The 18,100-nt window shown below is 43.5% G+C and carries 16 protein-coding genes; 6 read left to right on the plus strand and 10 right to left on the minus strand.

Annotated elements, in window-relative coordinates:
- Positions 1 to 81 precede the first annotated feature (81 nt).
- The 6 genes from nrfF to nrfB all read right to left on the minus strand — a co-directional run bounded on the left by nrfF (position 82) and on the right by nrfB (position 5,389).
- Positions 82 to 522 (minus strand): heme lyase NrfEFG subunit NrfF, encoded by a 441-nt coding sequence (gene nrfF / locus QWZ07_RS15835; protein WP_192852937.1) that lies wholly within the window; start codon positions 520 to 522, stop codon positions 82 to 84.
- Positions 519 to 1,106, minus strand: coding sequence for a DsbE family thiol:disulfide interchange protein (locus tag QWZ07_RS15840; RefSeq protein WP_102352028.1), 588 nt, complete (start codon positions 1,104 to 1,106; stop codon positions 519 to 521). Before QWZ07_RS15840 ends, nrfF begins: the two co-directional genes overlap by 4 nt.
- The gene (locus tag QWZ07_RS15845) at positions 1,087 to 3,009 is read right to left on the minus strand and encodes a heme lyase CcmF/NrfE family subunit (RefSeq protein WP_192852936.1); all 1,923 of its coding nucleotides are present in this window, start codon (positions 3,007 to 3,009) and stop codon (positions 1,087 to 1,089) included. The genes QWZ07_RS15840 and QWZ07_RS15845 overlap by 20 nt, the downstream gene beginning before the upstream one ends.
- A gap of 128 nt (positions 3,010 to 3,137) precedes the next feature.
- Positions 3,138 to 4,112 carry a cytochrome c nitrite reductase subunit NrfD gene (gene nrfD / locus QWZ07_RS15850; protein ID WP_029223547.1) on the minus strand — a complete coding sequence of 325 codons (975 nt, stop codon included), beginning with the start codon at positions 4,110 to 4,112 and terminating at the stop codon, positions 3,138 to 3,140.
- A gap of 2 nt (positions 4,113 to 4,114) precedes the next feature.
- Complete coding sequence (gene nrfC, locus QWZ07_RS15855) at positions 4,115 to 4,801, minus strand: cytochrome c nitrite reductase Fe-S protein (RefSeq protein WP_009848842.1); 687 nt, start codon at positions 4,799 to 4,801, stop codon at positions 4,115 to 4,117.
- 3 nt (positions 4,802 to 4,804) lie between these two features.
- The gene (gene nrfB, locus QWZ07_RS15860; RefSeq protein ID WP_009848843.1) at positions 4,805 to 5,389 is read right to left on the minus strand and encodes a cytochrome c nitrite reductase pentaheme subunit; all 585 of its coding nucleotides are present in this window, start codon (positions 5,387 to 5,389) and stop codon (positions 4,805 to 4,807) included.
- Between the two features lie 481 nt (positions 5,390 to 5,870).
- Here nrfB and nrfA point away from each other — a divergent pair, with 481 nt between their 5' ends.
- Both nrfA and QWZ07_RS15870 read left to right on the plus strand, forming a co-directional pair.
- Positions 5,871 to 7,301, plus strand: a complete 1,431-nt coding sequence (gene nrfA / locus QWZ07_RS15865) for an ammonia-forming nitrite reductase cytochrome c552 subunit (protein ID WP_017101428.1) — start codon at positions 5,871 to 5,873, stop codon at positions 7,299 to 7,301.
- Positions 7,302 to 7,428: 127 nt separating this feature from the next.
- Positions 7,429 to 7,773: a rhodanese-like domain-containing protein gene (locus tag QWZ07_RS15870; protein ID WP_192852935.1), complete on the plus strand. Its 345-nt coding sequence runs from the start codon at positions 7,429 to 7,431 to the stop codon at positions 7,771 to 7,773.
- A 51-nt stretch (positions 7,774 to 7,824) separates the two neighbouring features.
- On the opposite strand, the gene QWZ07_RS15875 is transcribed toward QWZ07_RS15870, so the two are convergent.
- Positions 7,825 to 8,454, minus strand: a complete 630-nt coding sequence (locus QWZ07_RS15875; RefSeq protein ID WP_192852934.1) for a TPR domain-containing protein — start codon at positions 8,452 to 8,454, stop codon at positions 7,825 to 7,827.
- A 262-nt stretch (positions 8,455 to 8,716) separates the two neighbouring features.
- Positions 8,717 to 11,389, minus strand: a complete 2,673-nt coding sequence (gene gyrA, locus QWZ07_RS15880) for a DNA topoisomerase (ATP-hydrolyzing) subunit A (RefSeq protein ID WP_017106649.1) — start codon at positions 11,387 to 11,389, stop codon at positions 8,717 to 8,719.
- 258 nt (positions 11,390 to 11,647) lie between these two features.
- On the opposite strand from gyrA, the gene ubiG reads away from it, so the two are divergent.
- The 4 genes from ubiG to yfaE all read left to right on the plus strand — a co-directional run bounded on the left by ubiG (position 11,648) and on the right by yfaE (position 16,706).
- Entirely contained in the window at positions 11,648 to 12,394 is a 747-nt protein-coding gene (gene ubiG / locus QWZ07_RS15885) for a bifunctional 2-polyprenyl-6-hydroxyphenol methylase/3-demethylubiquinol 3-O-methyltransferase UbiG (protein ID WP_192852933.1), read from the plus strand.
- A 516-nt stretch (positions 12,395 to 12,910) separates the two neighbouring features.
- Positions 12,911 to 15,193 (plus strand): class 1a ribonucleoside-diphosphate reductase subunit alpha, encoded by a 2,283-nt coding sequence (gene nrdA / locus QWZ07_RS15890; protein WP_076669905.1) that lies wholly within the window; start codon positions 12,911 to 12,913, stop codon positions 15,191 to 15,193.
- Positions 15,194 to 15,294: 101 nt separating this feature from the next.
- On the plus strand, positions 15,295 to 16,428 hold the full coding sequence (gene nrdB, locus QWZ07_RS15895) for a class Ia ribonucleoside-diphosphate reductase subunit beta (protein ID WP_004733365.1): 1,134 nt from the start codon (positions 15,295 to 15,297) through the stop codon (positions 16,426 to 16,428).
- Positions 16,428 to 16,706 (plus strand): class I ribonucleotide reductase maintenance protein YfaE, encoded by a 279-nt coding sequence (gene yfaE / locus QWZ07_RS15900; protein ID WP_017110975.1) that lies wholly within the window; start codon positions 16,428 to 16,430, stop codon positions 16,704 to 16,706. Before nrdB ends, yfaE begins: the two co-directional genes overlap by 1 nt.
- A 213-nt stretch (positions 16,707 to 16,919) precedes the next feature.
- Here the strand turns inward: yfaE and napF are convergent, their stop codons facing one another.
- Entirely contained in the window at positions 16,920 to 17,435 is a 516-nt protein-coding gene (napF, locus tag QWZ07_RS15905; protein ID WP_192852932.1) for a ferredoxin-type protein NapF, read from the minus strand.
- The gene (locus QWZ07_RS15910) at positions 17,435 to 18,001 is read right to left on the minus strand and encodes a molecular chaperone TorD family protein (RefSeq protein WP_192852931.1); all 567 of its coding nucleotides are present in this window, start codon (positions 17,999 to 18,001) and stop codon (positions 17,435 to 17,437) included. The genes napF and QWZ07_RS15910 overlap by 1 nt, the downstream gene beginning before the upstream one ends.
- Positions 18,002 to 18,100 lie beyond the last annotated feature (99 nt).

The following is an 18,100-nucleotide window of genomic DNA, read 5'->3' on the forward strand; positions in this document are numbered from 1 at the left end:
CCTTATATAACAGTGCTCAGCCTTTATAATCTCTTAATGTTACAAAATACAGGTTAATTGGTAAACAGTAATACGTAATTTTTATGAGCTCTTTCTAACACTTTTTACTGATAAATATATAAATAAGAGAAAAAGAACGACTGGTAAGAGCCAAAGTAATAGAGTTGAAGCACTCATTGCGGGCTTGTAGAGCACAAATTCACCAAACCTTTCCGTCATGTATTGAGTGATTTCATTATTACTCTTCCCCGCTTTCACCATATTAAATACAACAAGACGCAAGTCTTTTGCTATTGGAGAGTTCGATTCAATCAGATTTTGATTCTGACATTGTGGGCAGCGCAGTGATTTCGCCAAACTAATAGCACGCTGTTGTTGATTAGGGCTTTCAAACTCAAATAACTCGACCTGAATGCTTGTATTTTTATCACCCGCTGTAAACAAATCCTCAGCTAATACAGGGAAGTTGACGACAATAGTAGCGGTAAGTATGAGCGCTATGTTGAGCAGGAACTTCATCATCCATTTGTACCTTTAAAATAGTGAGCGAGTTCTTTGCGCCAAACCGATTCATTAATCACGCCTAGCAACTTCTTCACTATTTGGCCTTCAGCATCGACTAAATACGTCTCAGGAGTACCGATTACGCCCAGCTCTAAAGCCAACTTCCCTTGAGGATCACTGATCACAGTTGAGTACGGGTTGCCGTCGTTGGACAATACATTAAGCGCAGCACCGGGGTTATCTCGATAATTGATACCAACAATTGGAATACCTTCCTTTTGTAGTTCGAGTAAAAAAGCGTGCTCGGTTTTACATATTCCGCACCATGAAGCCCATACATTGACCAGTTGGTAAGGGTGTTGAGTAATATCAGTAAGCGTAAGCTTAGCCGTTTCATAGCTTAATATTTCAGAACTTAATGCTTCAGAATCGAATGACTCATCAGTAACGAGCTTTGCTGCCGTAAATTCAGGGAAAGTCCTTTTTTGCTCTGAAACGCTGGTCGTTTGTTGCTTACTGTCGAGCGCATATGAAAATGCAACGACCAAAGCAACAGCCACTGAAAATAGAGCAATGAGTTTATTACGAACGCTGGTATGCATACTGGGCAGCCTTAACGGTTTTCTTTTTACGATTGGTCAGTGAAAGCACAGCACCTAGAATTGAGAACAACCCACCAAACCATATCCAACGAGCATACGCTTTGTACTGAACTCGAAATGCATAAGCGGTAGCGTCAACTTTCTCACCCATGGTGATATACACATCGCCATGCCAGAACCATTTCATTGCGGGCTCGCTCATGTTCATCACTCGAACTTGGTAATGTCTTCTTTCAGGTGTAATGGAAAAATTTTGCTCGCCAGTATCTAGCTTAAGTATCGCCTTTTCAGCGGTAAAATTTGAGGCGACATAAAGCTCTGTATCTTCATGAGCAAGCGTCCAGTCCATAAACTCCACTTGTTCATCTGGGCTTAATTTATAACTGCGCTCAAACGAGTGGTAACTGTTCATTGCAGCGCCTACAGCCAAGACTGCAACACCAACATGGGCAAAGGTCATCACCCAGACTTTTCGTTGGAACTTGGAACTGCGCGTTACGGCTAAGCCATAAACATGAGTGAGCAAAACCCAAAATGCGAGTGACCATGTCATCAGAGCCATCACTTGTCGTTGGACTTGTTCCACTTGCAACGAATAACAAACGTAACCCAATGCCAACGACATAAGAACTAACAATGAAATAACACCTTTGGTTGCTTGAGGTTTAACACTCAACAATGGGGCTAAGCCAACCACGCCAAGTGCGAGCAAAGCCAAAGGCGCAATCAACAGATTAAAGTATGGCGCACCGACCGATATGTTACCCAGCCCAAGCAGCTCAAAGACCATTGGATAAAATGTACCAAACACCACAACAGCGGTCGCTAATACAAAAATGAGCACCGCGACCAGACTTAAAAAACTCTTACTGGCGAAGCTAGTAATCGGGTTAGATTCAAAAGACTCCCCTCTGATGATAAGAAGAGAGAAAGAGCTCACTAGCACCAACATCAATATAAGTAGTAGCGCGATACCTTTGGTCGGGTCGACAGCAAAAGCGTGTACCGATGTGAGTACACCAGAACGAACAATAAAGGTGCCTAAGATACTCAAACAAAATGTAATGAAAGCAAGGCTTAGAGACCACTTCAGAAGCTGTTGTTTGCCCTTGGCAACACCTAAACAATGCAGCAAGGCTGTCGAAGTGAGCCACGGTAACAAACTGGCATTTTCAACAGGATCCCAGAACCACCAGCCACCCCAGCCTAATTCGTAATACGCCCACCAAGAGCCAAGAATGATCCCTGCGGTTAGAAAGATCCAAGCAACTAGACACCAACTGCGACAATGGGTAACCCAATCAAACTCAATAGGATCAACCAGCAAAGCGGCAACGGCAAATGCCAGCACCACAGAAAAGCCGACATAGCCAAGGTAAAGTAATGGAGGGTGAAAGATCAGGCCGACATCTTGCAACATTGGGTTAAGGTCACGCCCTTCTAGCGGCAAGATCGAATTCATTTCAAATGGGTTTGATGCGAATAAGGTGAACCAAGCAAATATCGCGAGCAGTAGATTCATTACCCACAACACGCGGCTTTGGTATTCATTCGAATAGTGTTTTTGTAAGGCAATCACGCCAGACCAGACGCTGATCGTCAGTACCCAAAATAACAAGGAACCTTCATGGCCTGCCCATACGGCTGCTAGCTTAAAAAATGAGGGTAATTGAGTATTTGAATGTTCAGCGACATAGAGAATAGAGAAGTCATCACTGACAAAAGCATAGCCAAGCAATGCGACAGAAGTGAGAGAAAACAATGCACTTGAAAGAGAGAAACTGCGGATTAAACTTATATTTTGCGTCCGTTTGTTTAGCATTTGATAAAACGAATGCACACCAATAATGCTACTGAGTACAGCAACCAACACTAAACTAAACAGCCCCAAAGAACCGACCATATCACCTCAATAAGGCTCCGCTAGAGCAGAGCCGATCTGAACACGCATCTCATGTTTACTAAAAGCATGTTCATTAATAAGCAGATGTCTAGTATCCAACATCTGCTCACTAATAAACTTGCGCGAAATTAAGCTATCGTTAACTGCCCTGCATAAAGGACAAAAGTTCGCAGCATTAATACGCCCATTAGGCTTAGCGAAGTCACGGAGAAAATATACACCGAGCTATGGCGGATTGAGGTTGGTGTCACTGCATTCAGCAACAACGGTAAAACCATACCAACACCGATGACGCCATACCAGAACCAACTCGCCCAGAAACCACTGCCAATTGCGTTCCATACTGCTTGTTCACTTTGACCACCAGCGAAGATCAGGCCGGTAAAGAAAGTGATAAGAACAAACAACTCAAACATCACGACCGGACGTTCAAATCCGTGGATCCATGAAATACTCGGGCTATGAGGTGATTCTTTAAAGACCAACACACCGAATAAAATACACGCCGCCGCACCCGAAGATAAACTCGAGAACAAGAACAAAATCGGCAGTACTGGGTTATTCAATAGTGGGAAGGTATTTAAAGCTGATAGCAAGAATCCGGTATAAGCGGCAAGCATCAGAGCAAGAACAGCTAAGAATATTTCCAAAGCATTCTCGAATACTTCTAATTTGCCAATCCAGTTACCAACAAAATCGAGTCGTCCTTTTAACCATGTTTGGTCATTCAAGAACACGACAATTTGATCTCTAAATATAATGCCGATCCAAAGGAACAAGATCACCATATACACTTGGAATAAGATCACACCCATCGACATCACAGACGTTGGATTATAGAAGATCATGATCTTCCAAAATGACAGTGGTTTTGTCAGGTGGAAAACCAAAATCAGCAGACCTGAAATGATCCCAAATGGCGCAAGAAAAGCTGTCGCCTTTAACACACCATTATGAGCAGGATCGCCTTCAATAACCTTGCGCTTAAGGTAAATGGAGATCATTACGGCACCCGCCGACATCCCCGCGAGAAATAGATAGATTGCTATAATCCAGTCCCATACCACGGTACCAGACTGAAAAGCTGCGTCCCATGCACTCATAATCAAATCTCCCCTTTTTGGTGTGGCACTTTATAGAGTTTTGGTTGAGTGCCTAGATAGGCTTTATCTCTGTAAACCACCTCGGATTGAAGTACTTGGTTTATCTCACTCTTAGGGTCATTTAAATCGCCGAATGTCAGCGCTTTGGTTGGGCAAGATTCGACACAAGCAGGCAACTTCCCTTGTGCTAGATTGGTATCACGACAGAAGTTACATTTATCGGCTGACTTGTTCTCTGGATGGAAAAAGCGCACTTGATATGGACACGCTAACAAACAGTAACCACAACCGACACACTTCTCTTTGTGGACATCAACAATGCCCGTTTTTTCATCTTTGTAGGCCGCACCTGTTGGGCAAACCATGACACACGGCGCGTTATCACAATGTTGGCAAGAGTTACGAGTAAAACGGTAATCAACATTTGGATATTCGCCTTGGGGTTCGCTCTTAATAATTTCTAAGCGCGACACGCCTTCAGGAACTTTATTCACTTCACGACATGCTTCTGTACAAGCAGTACAACCAATACACGCGGTTTCGTCATGAATCATTCCATAACGTTTAGCACCATCTTCTTGAACATTGGCCAACGTTTTACGACTTGTCACCGCCGCAGTTCCCGCGACACCCGTGGTAAAAATAACGGCACCAGCGCCTGCTAAAAAGTTTCTTCTTGAGCAGCTCATAGATTACTCCCCTTCTTTCTTCTGGTTGAAGTCTGAATGGCAATCCACACACAGCTTAATGGTTTGCTTTTTATCTAAGCCCAACACCTTTGCTTCAGTCGCATGAACATCATGGCAATTTGAACACGTTAAGTTTTGCGCGTGAACATCGTGGGTCCAGCTAGCTTCACGCAGATCATCAGGTTTGTGACAATCAATACATTGGCTATTGGCATCTAAAATTAAGCTAGGATCGAGGAAAACCTTTTCGGTTCCTGGTTGTGATTGAGCCGCGCGATACTTCACCACTTCTGGTGCACCTTCTCGGTGATCGGGGCTAATTGAACTATGACAATCGGTACAATTTACTTCACGGCCAAGTAAAGCGTGTGCACTTTCACCATGTGAACCCAATACCGTTTCTTTTGAATCTTTATGGCATTGAACACACTTGTAGTCTTTGTCGCGGATTAATTCGACTTCATGTCTTGTTGATTCTCCTACTGGCGTAACAGCAGGCTCAGCAACAGCATGAATGGAATAACCATAGAGGCAGAATGCTAGAAGGGATTTAAGCATTATGACTATGGCCAATTTAATATTGCCCATTTTATCCTTTCCTTATACCGGCATTATTTAACTCTCAACTAAATAATATTCCGGTTAAACAAAAGTACCCTTAAACGATATTATTACCGCTTAAATGATATCAATTCTTATTTTGGATAAGCCACAACGCTTTCTATAGTTAGAATATACCTCTAATTAGGTAATACGAAATTTGGATGGGTTAATCTGTGAACGCAATCACCCTATTTATATCATGGTCAATCTAGGTAATTGATTGTTATATATGATAATAATTCTCAATTGAATTTTAATTTCACTAACCTCCAATACCTCTTTAGGGGTATATAAACTTCAACGTGATTGAAGTCACTACCGTTAATTGATCTAAGACAAGCTATATCCAACACGTAACAAAATGTGTTTGTTTATGAATTAATATAAACAGGAATTCTCCAGTTCTTAATTTGAATAGCAAACTCACAACGCTTGGTATAAGAATCAGTATATTGGAGATATCACTGTGAAAAAGCATTGGATACGTAATTCGGTCACAGCACTATTAATGGTTAGCGCATCACTAGCAAGCGCGACCAGTTTTGCTGCGTCTGAACAAAAAGAAATTGGCGACCCTCGTAACGACCAGTTCGAGCAAAACCACCCAGATCAATATCACTCATGGAGACAGACTTCAGAAAGCGAAGTTATTGAAGACGCACTAAAAGAAGATCCAAACATGGTCATCATGTGGGCTGGCTACGGCTTCGCAAAAGATTACAACAAAGCACGCGGCCACTTTTATGCCATTGACGATGTAAGACAAACACTTCGTACTGGCGGCCCAACGGACGAAAGCTCTGGCCCAATGCCAATGGCGTGTTGGAGCTGTAAGAGCCCAGACGTAGCTCGTGTTATCGAAGAGCGTGGTGAAGATGGTTATTTTGAAGGTAAATGGGCGCGTCTTGGCAACGAGATCATTAACCCTATTGGCTGTTCAGACTGTCACGACACCCAAAGCGAAGGCTTTAAGAATGGTGAGCCTGCACTGAAGGTGACTCGTCCTTACGTTGAGCGTGCATTTGAAACGATTGGTAAAAAGTTTGATGAGCAAAGCCGCTTAGACCAACAAGCTTCTGTTTGTGCTCAGTGCCACGTGGAATACTACTTCACAGGGCCAACCAAAGGTGTGAAATTCCCTTGGGACCAAGGTACAACCGTTGGCGACATGGAACGTTACTATGATGCAATCAACTTTAAAGATTGGACACATAAAGTATCGAAAGCACCCATGCTGAAAGCACAGCACCCAGGTTTCGAAACATGGCGCGAAGGCATCCACGGTAAGAACAAAGTCGTTTGTGCTGACTGTCATATGCCGAAAGTGACCAAAGAAGATGGCACCGTTTATACCGACCATAAAGTGGGTAACCCATTCGACCGCTTCGAAGATACGTGTGCAAACTGTCACACTCAATCGAAAGAAACCATGCGTAACATCGTTTCAAGCCGTAAAGCGCAAGTACTAAACATGAAGCTGACAGCAGAGAAACAAATCGTTGCTGCTCACTTTGAAGCAGGCGCAGCATGGGAAGCGGGTGCGACAGAGCAAGAGATGGAACCGATCTTACTCGATATCCGTCACGCTCAATGGCGCTGGGACTATGCTATCGCGTCTCACGGTATTCACATGCACGCACCTGAAATCGCTCTAGAAGTGCTAGGTACTGCCGTTGACCGCGCAGCGGATGCTCGTACTAAGATTGTTCGTCTACTGGCGAAGAAAGGCATCACCGATCCAATCGAGATTCCAGATATCTCGACAAAAGAAGCGGCTCAAAAAGCACTTGGAATGGACATGGATAAGATGAACGCTGAGAAACAACACTTCTTAGACACGGTTGTTCCTAAATGGGAAGAGCAAGCTGAAAAGCGTGAAGCCAACTACGAATACTAGTTTCTTCAATTAGACCAAAAAGTAAAAACCAGTCACACTATTGTTGTGTGGCTGGTTTTTTTAGGTTTTGGGGGAATACACATCAATATCGAACCCCCGATCCACTCGCCAATTCAAGGAATAAACAATGAAAATCTTACTTTCGCTTTCGGCATTATGTATTGCACTACTCAGTTCAGGCGTTCACGCATCTGAGCGTGCTGAGACAGGGTGGGAATTAATAGAGAAAGGTGCATTAGTGGTTGATGTCAGAACACCTGCAGAGTTCGAACAAGGGCATCTAGACAACGCCATCAACTACCATCTTTCTGAAGTGGCTACTCACTTTGCTAAGATAGATAAAGACCAACCCATCGTTTTGTATTGCCGCAGTGGCAATCGTTCAGGGCAAGCTTATCAATTCTTGCGCGCTCAAGGGTTTACTCAAATCCACAATGCTGGTGGCTTAATCGAAATGCAGGAAAACCAATAGTCTTCGAAATGAGGTCTTAAGTAAGATCGCCTCTTTAGCAATTAGCCAAGCTTAACGGATCATCTGTTTGGCTTGGTTGATCGAATGGATAATAGAGACACGATCAATGCCCTTCTGATTGGAATCTAAGATTTGAGTCCACGCATCGATCGCTTGTTGATAGCGCATGCTGATGAAGTGATCGGTAGCAATCAGCATCAATGCCGTACGATCATTGGGATCAAGCTGCATTGAGTGCTCCAACAACGCATTAACATCATCACTCATCGCTTGAGAGCTAAGATAGTAAAGTGCAGTTGCTTTGGCAGCATAGAGGCCAGAAGGCGCTTGAGGATCTAAGCGAATCGCATAATCGTAGCAAGTGAATGCCGCATCAAACTCCCCTCTCTGCATGTACACACCACCAAGCTTAAACCACAAGTCGGATTGATTCGGGTCTTGTTTGAGGCTTTGTTGAAGCTCATCTTCGAAATCTGTCGCCGTATAGTTATTGCTATCATCCAAAGGAAGTTGAGGTAACTCTTGTTTCAGTTGAGACCAAACCAGCACGCTCAAAGCCACCGCAATAAGAGAAATCACCACATTGCCTTTTAGATAACTGCCATTGTTGCTCGCGGCAATAACGACCGCGATCAAAAACAGGCTCATTAGTACCAACGCAACCAACAACCAGATATCCATTCCACATCCCTTTTATTTAGATCTATCCCTACTCTATCGTTTTCGCATTGCCTCGTTATTGATCAAAGTTTAGCGTTCGAGATTTAGTGATCAAACTTTTGCATAAAAGCGACGGGTTAAGGTTGGTGCTGAGACCTAAGCCATAAGCCATAAGCCAAATGAGAAGAGAAGAGAAAAAGAGTGAAATGACAGGCAATAAAAAACCGAGCACTTGGGCTCGGTTTTTTTCATTGGTAAGCTTAATTACTTAACGTAATCGAGATTACTCAGTGTCTTGCTCGCTATCACTTTCAGAGTCAGAAGCATCAGATGCTTGCTCTTCACTTGATTCAGAAACAACAGCTGTTTCAGCGTTTACTGCGTCAGCATTTGCTTCTTCAGTCTCTTCGCCTTCAACAATCTCAGCTTCTTCTACTTCGTCGATACGTTGTAGACCTACAACATTCTCGTCTTCAGCAGTACGAATCAGTGTTACACCTTGAGTGTTACGACCAACTTGGCTTACTTCCGCTACGCGAGTACGTACTAGTGTACCTGCATCGGTGATCATCATCATTTCATCGCCTTCTTCAACCTGAACAGCACCAACTACTGGGCCATTACGATCAGAGACTTTGATAGATACTACACCTTGCGTTGCACGGCCTTTCGTTGGGTATTCAGCCAGCTCAGTGCGCTTACCGTAACCGTTTTGAGTCACAGTTAGGATATCGCCTTCGTTTGAAGGAACAATCAGTGAAACCACTTGATCGTCTTCTGGAAGCTTCATACCACGAACACCAGAGGCAGTACGACCCATTGGACGTACTTTGTCCTCGTTAAAGCGAACCACTTTGCCCGACTTCGAGAACAGCATGATGTCGCTATTACCGTCAGTAATATCAACGCCAATCAGTGAATCATCGTCACGTAGGTTAACTGCGATTAGGCCGTTAGCACGTACGTTTGCGAATTGATCCAGTGATGTCTTCTTAACGGTACCGTCGCCTGTTGCCATGAATATGAATTTCTCGTTAGAGAACTCAGAAACAGGCAGGATAGCCGTAATACGCTCACCTTCTTCTAGAGGAAGAATGTTAACAATAGGCTTACCACGAGCGGTGCGGCTTGCTTGAGGCAGTTGGTAAACTTTCAGGCGGTACGTTTTACCACGAGTAGAGAAACATAAGATGTTATCGTGAGTATTAGCAACAAGCAGACGCTCAATGTAATCCTCATCTTTCATCTTAGTTGCACTCTTACCTTTACCACCACGACGCTGAGCTTCGTAGTCGCTTAGGATTTGGTACTTAACGTAACCTGCGTTAGAAAGCGTTACTACAACGTCTTCTTGAGCAATTAGCTCTTCCATGTCGATGTCATGAACCGCTGCTGTGATTTCTGTACGACGTTCGTCGCCATAGATATCACGTACCGCTTCAAGTTCTTCACGGATCACTTCCATCAAACGCTCAGTGCTTGCAAGGATATGCATTAGCTCAGCGATCTCTTCTAGAAGTGCTTTGTATTCGTCTAGAATCTTCTCGTGCTCAAGGCCAGTTAGGCGGTGAAGACGAAGTTCTAGAATAGCTTGCGCTTGAGTTTCCGTTAGGAAGTATTGACCATCACGGATACCGTATTGGTCTTCAAGCCAATCTGGACGAGCTGCATCAGTACCAGCACGTTCAAGCATTGATGCAACGTTACCAAGATCCCAACCACGAGATACTAGACCAACTTTAGCTTCTGCTGGTGTTGGTGCGTTCTTGATCAGTTCAATGATTTCATCAATGTTTGCAAGCGCTAAAGATAGAGCTTCCAAGATATGTGCACGGTCGCGCGCTTTCTTCAATTCGAAGATAGTACGACGAGTCACAACTTCACGACGGTGATCAACAAAACACTTCAACATATCTTTAATGTTGAAAAGTTGTGGTTGGCCGTTGTTCAGAGCAACCATGTTGATGCCGAAAGTTGTTTGCAGTTGAGTTTGTGAGTAAAGGTTGTTTAGTACCACTTCACCGACAGCGTCACGCTTACATTCAATAACAATACGCATACCATCTTTATCAGATTCGTCACGCAGTGCACTGATGCCTTCAACTTTCTTGTCTTTTACAAGTTCTGCAATCTTCTCGATCAGACGAGCTTTGTTCACTTGATATGGAATTTCAGTAACGATAATTGTTTCTTTACCGTTCTTTTCCATTTCAATGTTCGCGCGCGAGCGCATGTAAACTTTGCCACGACCAGTCTTATATGCATCAACAATGCCCTTACGGCCACTGATTAATGCTGCTGTCGGGAAGTCTGGACCAGGGATGTAGTCCATTAGCTCATCAATAGTGATGTCTTCATTATTGATAAATGCTAAACAGCCATCAACAACTTCGCCAAGGTTATGTGGCGGGATGTTGGTAGCCATACCTACTGCGATACCAGAAGCACCGTTAACCAATAGGTTTGGTATTTTTGTTGGTAAAACTGCTGGTATTTGCTCGGTTCCATCATAGTTAGGAACGAAGTCAACCGTATCTTTATCAAGATCCGTTAATAGCTCACCAGCTATTTTTGACATACGAACTTCGGTATAACGCATTGCCGCAGCTGAATCGCCGTCAACCGAACCAAAGTTACCTTGGCCATCGACTAACATATAGCGTAGTGAAAACGGCTGAGCCATACGAACAATTGACTCGTATACCGCACTATCACCGTGTGGGTGATATTTACCGATTACATCGCCTACTACACGAGCAGACTTTTTATATGCTTTGTTCCAATCATTACCTAGTACATTCATCGCGAACAAAACGCGGCGGTGTACTGGTTTTAGGCCATCACGCACATCTGGAAGGGCACGACCAACGATGACGGACATCGCGTAGTCTAGGTATGAACCTCTAAGCTCATCTTCAATATTTACGGGCGTGATCTCTTTCGCTAGATCGCTCATAGAGCCATTTTCCCTCTATAGTCAGATCGTATTTTTGAATACGTATAAGACCGAAAAATATAACACAAATTTACCTACGGAGGCATCACTTTCCCTCTCCTTTTACCATCTTGTGACCCTTGTAGCCAATCTATTGATGAGAAATTGCACCTCAGCGTCATATCTTGCTGAAACATGGTCACTTTACATCCAATAAACTAGCAAAATTGTAGATCTTCTGGTCAGCAGGAAAAGGCAAGTTATAATGCCTGCAATTTCATGGATGCATTATTTAACTTGGAAATGCCGATTATGACTAAATCACAGAACGTAGACCCAGCAGAAATCAAAAAATTCGAAGACATGGCGTCGCGCTGGTGGGATCTAGGAGGCGAGTTTAAGCCACTACATCAAATCAATCCGCTGCGCTTAAATTACGTGCTAGAGAAAACCGAAGGCCTATTTGGCAAGAAAGTCCTCGATGTTGGCTGCGGTGGCGGTATTTTGGCTGAGAGCATGGCTGTAGAGGGTGCGGTAGTTACTGGCCTGGACATGGGTAAAGAACCGCTAGAAGTCGCTCGTCTGCACGCATTAGAAACCGGCACCAAGCTGGATTACATCCAAAGCACCATTGAAGACCATGCAGAGCAAAACCCGCAAACTTACGATGTGGTGACGTGCATGGAAATGCTAGAGCACGTTCCTGAACCACAATCGGTTATCTCGGCTTGTTCAAAGTTGGTTAAACCGGGCGGCCATGTGTTCTTCTCGACATTGAACCGTAACTTTAAGTCTTACCTTTTCGCTATTGTTGGTGCAGAGAAGCTACTTAAGATTGTGCCTGAAGGTACTCACGACCACGAAAAGTTCATTCGACCAGCTGAACTCATCAAGATGATCGACAATACGCCTCTGCAAGAATTAGGCATTACTGGGCTGCATTACAACCCACTAACAGACACGTATCGTTTAGGGTCAAATGTCGATGTGAATTACATCGTCCACACTCAAAATTTCGCCCAATAACTGTTCGTATCTCTAACAGTATCCCTACCGTAATATCTTTTATAAAAAAGCCCCATGAAAAGAGTTGCAATTACCATAAGATTGCGACTTTTTTCAGTCTAAATTTCGTGCGCCAGCTTCCATTTTGACCACCTCGATTTAAATTTAATCACCTAAAATCCATCGCCCATTTTGCCCAAAGATCAAGGGATTTTTTTTTATGGGAGTGCAAAAATAAAGCATCATTAAAAGGCGGCTTTTATACAATCAAGTCACATCTAACCTCATCAGTTAGTGGTCACTTACAGTTTTTTTTAATCCACCACTTATCCACAAGCAACCCAATTTCTTTACCTTGAAAAATATCAGTTGTAGCACTATCTTGTAACCCAACAAACAAATGACCCCCATATGTTGTGTTTGAACTACAATGTATGGGTAGACCAAGATCACAAAGCCGAAACGTAATTTACAAAAATTACACAGAAACACACAAAAACACGGCCTTGTTCAGTTTTGTTAGGGAAATTAAGCAGAATGAACCAACAACTTACTGTTACCAAGCGTAACGGGCGCAAAGAAACGATCGATTTAGAGAAAATCCATCGAGTGATCACATGGGCAGCTGAAGGCTTGCACAATGTTTCTGTATCACAAGTAGAATTGAAAGCTCACATTCAGTTTTACGATGGCATTACCACGACTGACATTCATGAGACAATCATCAAGTCAGCAGCGGATTTAATCTCTGAAGAGACTCCTGATTACCAATATCTAGCAGCACGTCTGTCAGTGTTCCACCTACGTAAAAAAGCGTACGGTGAATACGAGCCGCCTGCTCTTTATGACCACGTTGCAAAACTGGTTGATATGGGTAAATACGATAGCCACCTTATGGAAGACTACACGAAAGCTGAATTCGAAGAGCTTGACGCGTACATCGACCACAAGCGTGACTTAAACTTTTCTTACGCGGCGGTTAAGCAGCTTGAAGGTAAATACTTCGTGCAGAACCGTGTAACAAAAGAAATCTACGAGAGTGCTCAGTTCCTTTACATCCTAGTTGCTGCGTGTTTATTCGGTAAATACCCGAAATCAACTCGTCTGGATTACATCAAACGTTTTTACGACGCCTCGTCTACGTTTAAGATTTCTCTACCTACACCAATTATGTCTGGTGTACGTACGCCTACTCGTCAATTCAGTTCATGTGTACTGATTGAGTGTGGTGACAGCCTTGATTCTATCAACGCAACAGCAAGCTCTATTGTTCGTTACGTATCTCAACGTGCTGGTATTGGTATCAACGCAGGTCGTATCCGTGCGCTTGGTTCGGAAATCCGTAATGGTGAAGCGTTCCACACGGGCTGTATCCCTTTCTACAAATACTTCCAAACAGCAGTAAAATGTTGTTCTCAAGGTGGTGTTCGTGGCGGCGCAGCAACCGTGTTCTACCCACTATGGCACGGTGAAGTTCAGTCTCTATTAGTACTGAAAAACAACCGCGGCGTTGAAGAGAACCGTGTTCGTCACATGGACTACGGCGTACAGCTGAACAAGCTTATGTACTCTCGTCTTGTTCAAGGGGGCAACATCAGCCTGTTCTCACCTTCTGACGTACCTGGCCTTTACGACGCGTTCTTCGAAAACCAAGAGCGTTTTGAAGCGCTTTACGTTAAGTACGAAAACGATCCTTCAGTGAAGCGTGAAACGGTTAAAGCCGTTGAGCTATTCTCTCTGCTAATGCAAGAGCGTGCTTCTACTGGTCGTATCTACATTCAGAACGTTGACCACTGTAATACACACAGCCCGTTTGATTCTGAAGTAGCACCTGTTCGTCAATCGAACCTATGTCTAGAAATCGCGCTACCAACTAAGCCGCTTTCTAACGTGGAAGATGACGAAGGTGAGATTGCACTATGTACGCTTTCAGCGTTTAACCTAGGCGCAATCAACGAGCTAGACGATCTGGCTGAACTTTCTGAACTGGTTGTTCGTGCTCTAGATGCACTACTTGATTACCAAGACTACCCGCTTCCAGCAGCACGTAAGTCGACAATGAACCGTCGTACTCTAGGTGTGGGTGTAATCAACTACGCATACTACCTAGCGAAGAATGGTGTTAAGTACTCTGATGGCAGCGCAAATGGCCTGACGCACCGTACTTTTGAAGCAATTCAATACCACTTGCTAAAAGCGTCTGTTGACCTAGCGAAAGAGCAAGGCCGTTGCCCATCTTTCCACGAAACCAACTACGCGAAAGGCCTACTGCCAATCGATACTTACAAAAAAGATATCGACTTAGTATGTGAAGAGCCACTGCACTACGATTGGGACACGCTACGTGAAGAGATCATGGAGCACGGCCTACGTAACTCTACACTGACAGCGCTTATGCCTTCTGAGACTTCGTCTCAAATCTCGAACGCGACTAACGGTATCGAGCCACCACGTGGTTACGTATCAGTTAAAGCATCGAAAGACGGCATCCTGAAGCAAGTAGTTCCTGATTTCCTAAATCTTAAAGAGAACTACGAGCTACTTTGGAACATTGGTACTAACGATGGTTACCTGCACTTAGTGGGTATCATGCAAAAATTCGTTGACCAAGCTATCTCTGCAAACACTAACTATGATCCAAGTGTTTACGACAGCGGTAAAGTACCAATGAAGCAACTGCTTAAAGACTTGCTAACAGCGTACAAGTACGGTGTTAAGACGCTTTACTACCATAACACTCGTGATGGTGCTAAAGACGACCAAGGCGATGCAGTTCAAGTGCCGGAAGAAGATTGTGAAGGCGGCGGTTGTAAGATCTAAACCGCAATAAACATTAAGACCCCAGAGAAGTTATCTTCTCTGGGTTTAAAGCATTAACAGGGTTCGTTTTATTACGGGTCCTTAAAGGATTTGAGGCATTTATGGCTTACAGTACTTTTTCTCAACAAAAAAATGACCAACTAAAAGAACCAATGTTCTTGGGTCAGTCGGTAAACGTTGCACGTTACGACCAACAGAAATTCGAAATCTTCGAAAAGTTGATCGAAAAGCAGCTTTCTTTCTTCTGGCGTCCAGAAGAAGTTGACGTGTCTAGCGACCGTATCGACTACAACAAGCTTCCTGAGCATGAAAAGCACATCTTCATCTCTAACTTGAAGTACCAAACACTTCTAGATTCAATCCAAGGCCGCAGCCCTAACGTTGCCCTACTTCCTTTGGTATCACTGCCAGAAGTTGAAACTTGGATTGAGACATGGTCATTCTCTGAAACGATTCACTCTCGTTCATACACGCACATCATCCGTAACATCGTGAATGATCCAGGCGTAGTATTTGACGATATCGTTGAAAACGAAGAGATCCTAAAGCGTGCGAAAGACATCGCGTTTTACTACGACGACCTAATCAAGCTGACTGCTGACTACCACCGCTACGGTGAAGGCAACCACAACATCAACGGCGAAGACGTTAAGATTTCACTTCACGACCTGAAGAAGAAACTTTACGTATGTCTAATGTCTGTAAACGCACTAGAAGCGATTCGTTTCTACGTGAGTTTTGCATGTTCATTCGCATTCGCTGAACGTGAGCTAATGGAAGGTAACGCGAAGATCATCAAGCTAATCGCTCGTGATGAAGCACTTCACCTTACTGGTACACAGCACATGATCAATTTGCTGCGTAACGGCCAAGATGACTTCGAATTCATGCAGATCGCTGAAGAGTGTAAGCAAGAATGTTTCGACCTATTCAAAGAAGCAGCAGAGCAAGAAAAAGAGTGGGCAGAATACCTATTCAAAGATGGCTCTATGATTGGTCTAAACAAAGACATTCTTTGCCAGTACGTTGAGTACATTACGAACATCCGTATGCAGGCTGTTGGTCTAGGTACGGCTTACCCAGAAGCAACGTCGAACCCAATCCCATGGATCAACGCTTGGTTGTCTTCAGATAACGTTCAAGTTGCTCCACAAGAAGCTGAAATCAGTTCTTACCTAGTTGGTCAAATCGACAACGAAGTAAAAGCTGACGACTTTGAAGGATTTGAGCTGTAATGCCAACAATCAAAATCAACAAGCTGACTTCGATTGAATCTAACCCGTCGAATACTCTATTGGAAACGATGGAACAGGCGGGCTTAGAACCAGAATACAACTGCCGAGATGGGCACTGTGGCGCTTGTCGTTGCACGTTGGATTCCGGTGAAGTTGAGTACGTTGGTTTTGCTATGGCTTACACACAAGGCGATGAAATTTTGCCATGCATCTGCAAAGCAAAAACCGATTTATCGCTGAGTAACGTAACTCACAGAAGCAAACAGAAGCGCGCCTAAGCCAACCAGCTTAAGTTTGTTTCGTTTCATTTAGAGTTGCGTGAATTCAAATGTTTTTAAACGCTACGCTTCATTGAAGATAACAAGTATTAAAAAGGGTCCGCCTCCTCTTGGAATGCGGACCCTTTTTCTATTTATGCCTTTAGGTATCTGAGACGACTTTCCTATCACTCAAAGCCTTCTTGTTGGTTCCCACCAAGCAAAACCGGATGTTTACTGTTGAGTCAGGTTCAGAGTCACTGAGCCAATGTAACAAGCGCTTCGGCACTCTCCGCAACCATCACACTTATCTTTGTCTAAGGTAGGTAACTCCCCTACTTCGATTTGAATTGCACTTACTGAACAAGCGGTTTGGCACGCATTACAATCCATTTGCATGTAGTTGTTGCAGCTATCAGCAAAGCTGGGCTTGAGATCAATATAAGGCGTTACCGTTTGATGAAGCGCGCCAGTCGGGCACACTTCACTGCACTTATCACACAGCGAACAACTGTTGTAATCCAAATTCAACAGCGCACTGCCCTCTAGCATCTCAATAACGCTATTTGGACACGCTTGCTCACACAAACCACAACCGTCGCAAAGACGCTCAAACAGCACCTCATCAACCGCTCTTGGCGGCCTTGCATACACGCGCTGTGATTTCTCTTCATAACTTGCCGCAACTTTAACTGGCTTAGAGAGTCGAGTTAAGAAACCGCGTCTATTTGAATTTATTTGTTCAGGCATTAATCGATATATAACTTTTTAGTGGCTACGTTTAAATTATATTTAGATATTAATTGATTAAGCCAATTTATTACATCGCTTGATAGCTTCTTATAAAATGATAAATCTGATGCTATATTTAATTTCTCTAAATAAACAGAAGACCAAGTCAATAAGTGACACTCAATCAATTCACGGGCTGAATTGGTATTGTTGTTTTCTAACAAATACGCATGGGCGAATAGCATTAAACCAAATTGATCTTCTGGCTCTCTTAAACCTGTGTCCAATTCAATATGGTTCAATTCTAGAAACTGTCGATATTCCACAGTCGAGGCACCAAACACAACACGGTCTTTATCTAGGTACACAGAACCCCAAGGTGGCGCCGGCATGTCTCCAACGCCTTCAAAAAGGCGGCTAAACTCTGCAACTAGCGCATCTTCTTGTTCATTTTGAAGTGCTAGCAAGCACGCTTCTGATAGTACTTCACTCTCGACCAATGCTTCGACTATGGTTAACAACTGTTCTTTACTTGCCGCTTGATAAAATAGCGAACCCAATAATTTATGCGTATCGATAATCATTATTATTTATACCGTAATAGGTTTTAACGATAATTATATTAATTAAACCATTCCATTCTTTGATCTAATTTATACATTCAATTCATAAACTTTAAATTG

Source organism: Vibrio lentus, assembly GCF_030409755.1.
Classification (GTDB): Bacteria; Pseudomonadota; Gammaproteobacteria; order Enterobacterales; family Vibrionaceae; genus Vibrio; species Vibrio lentus.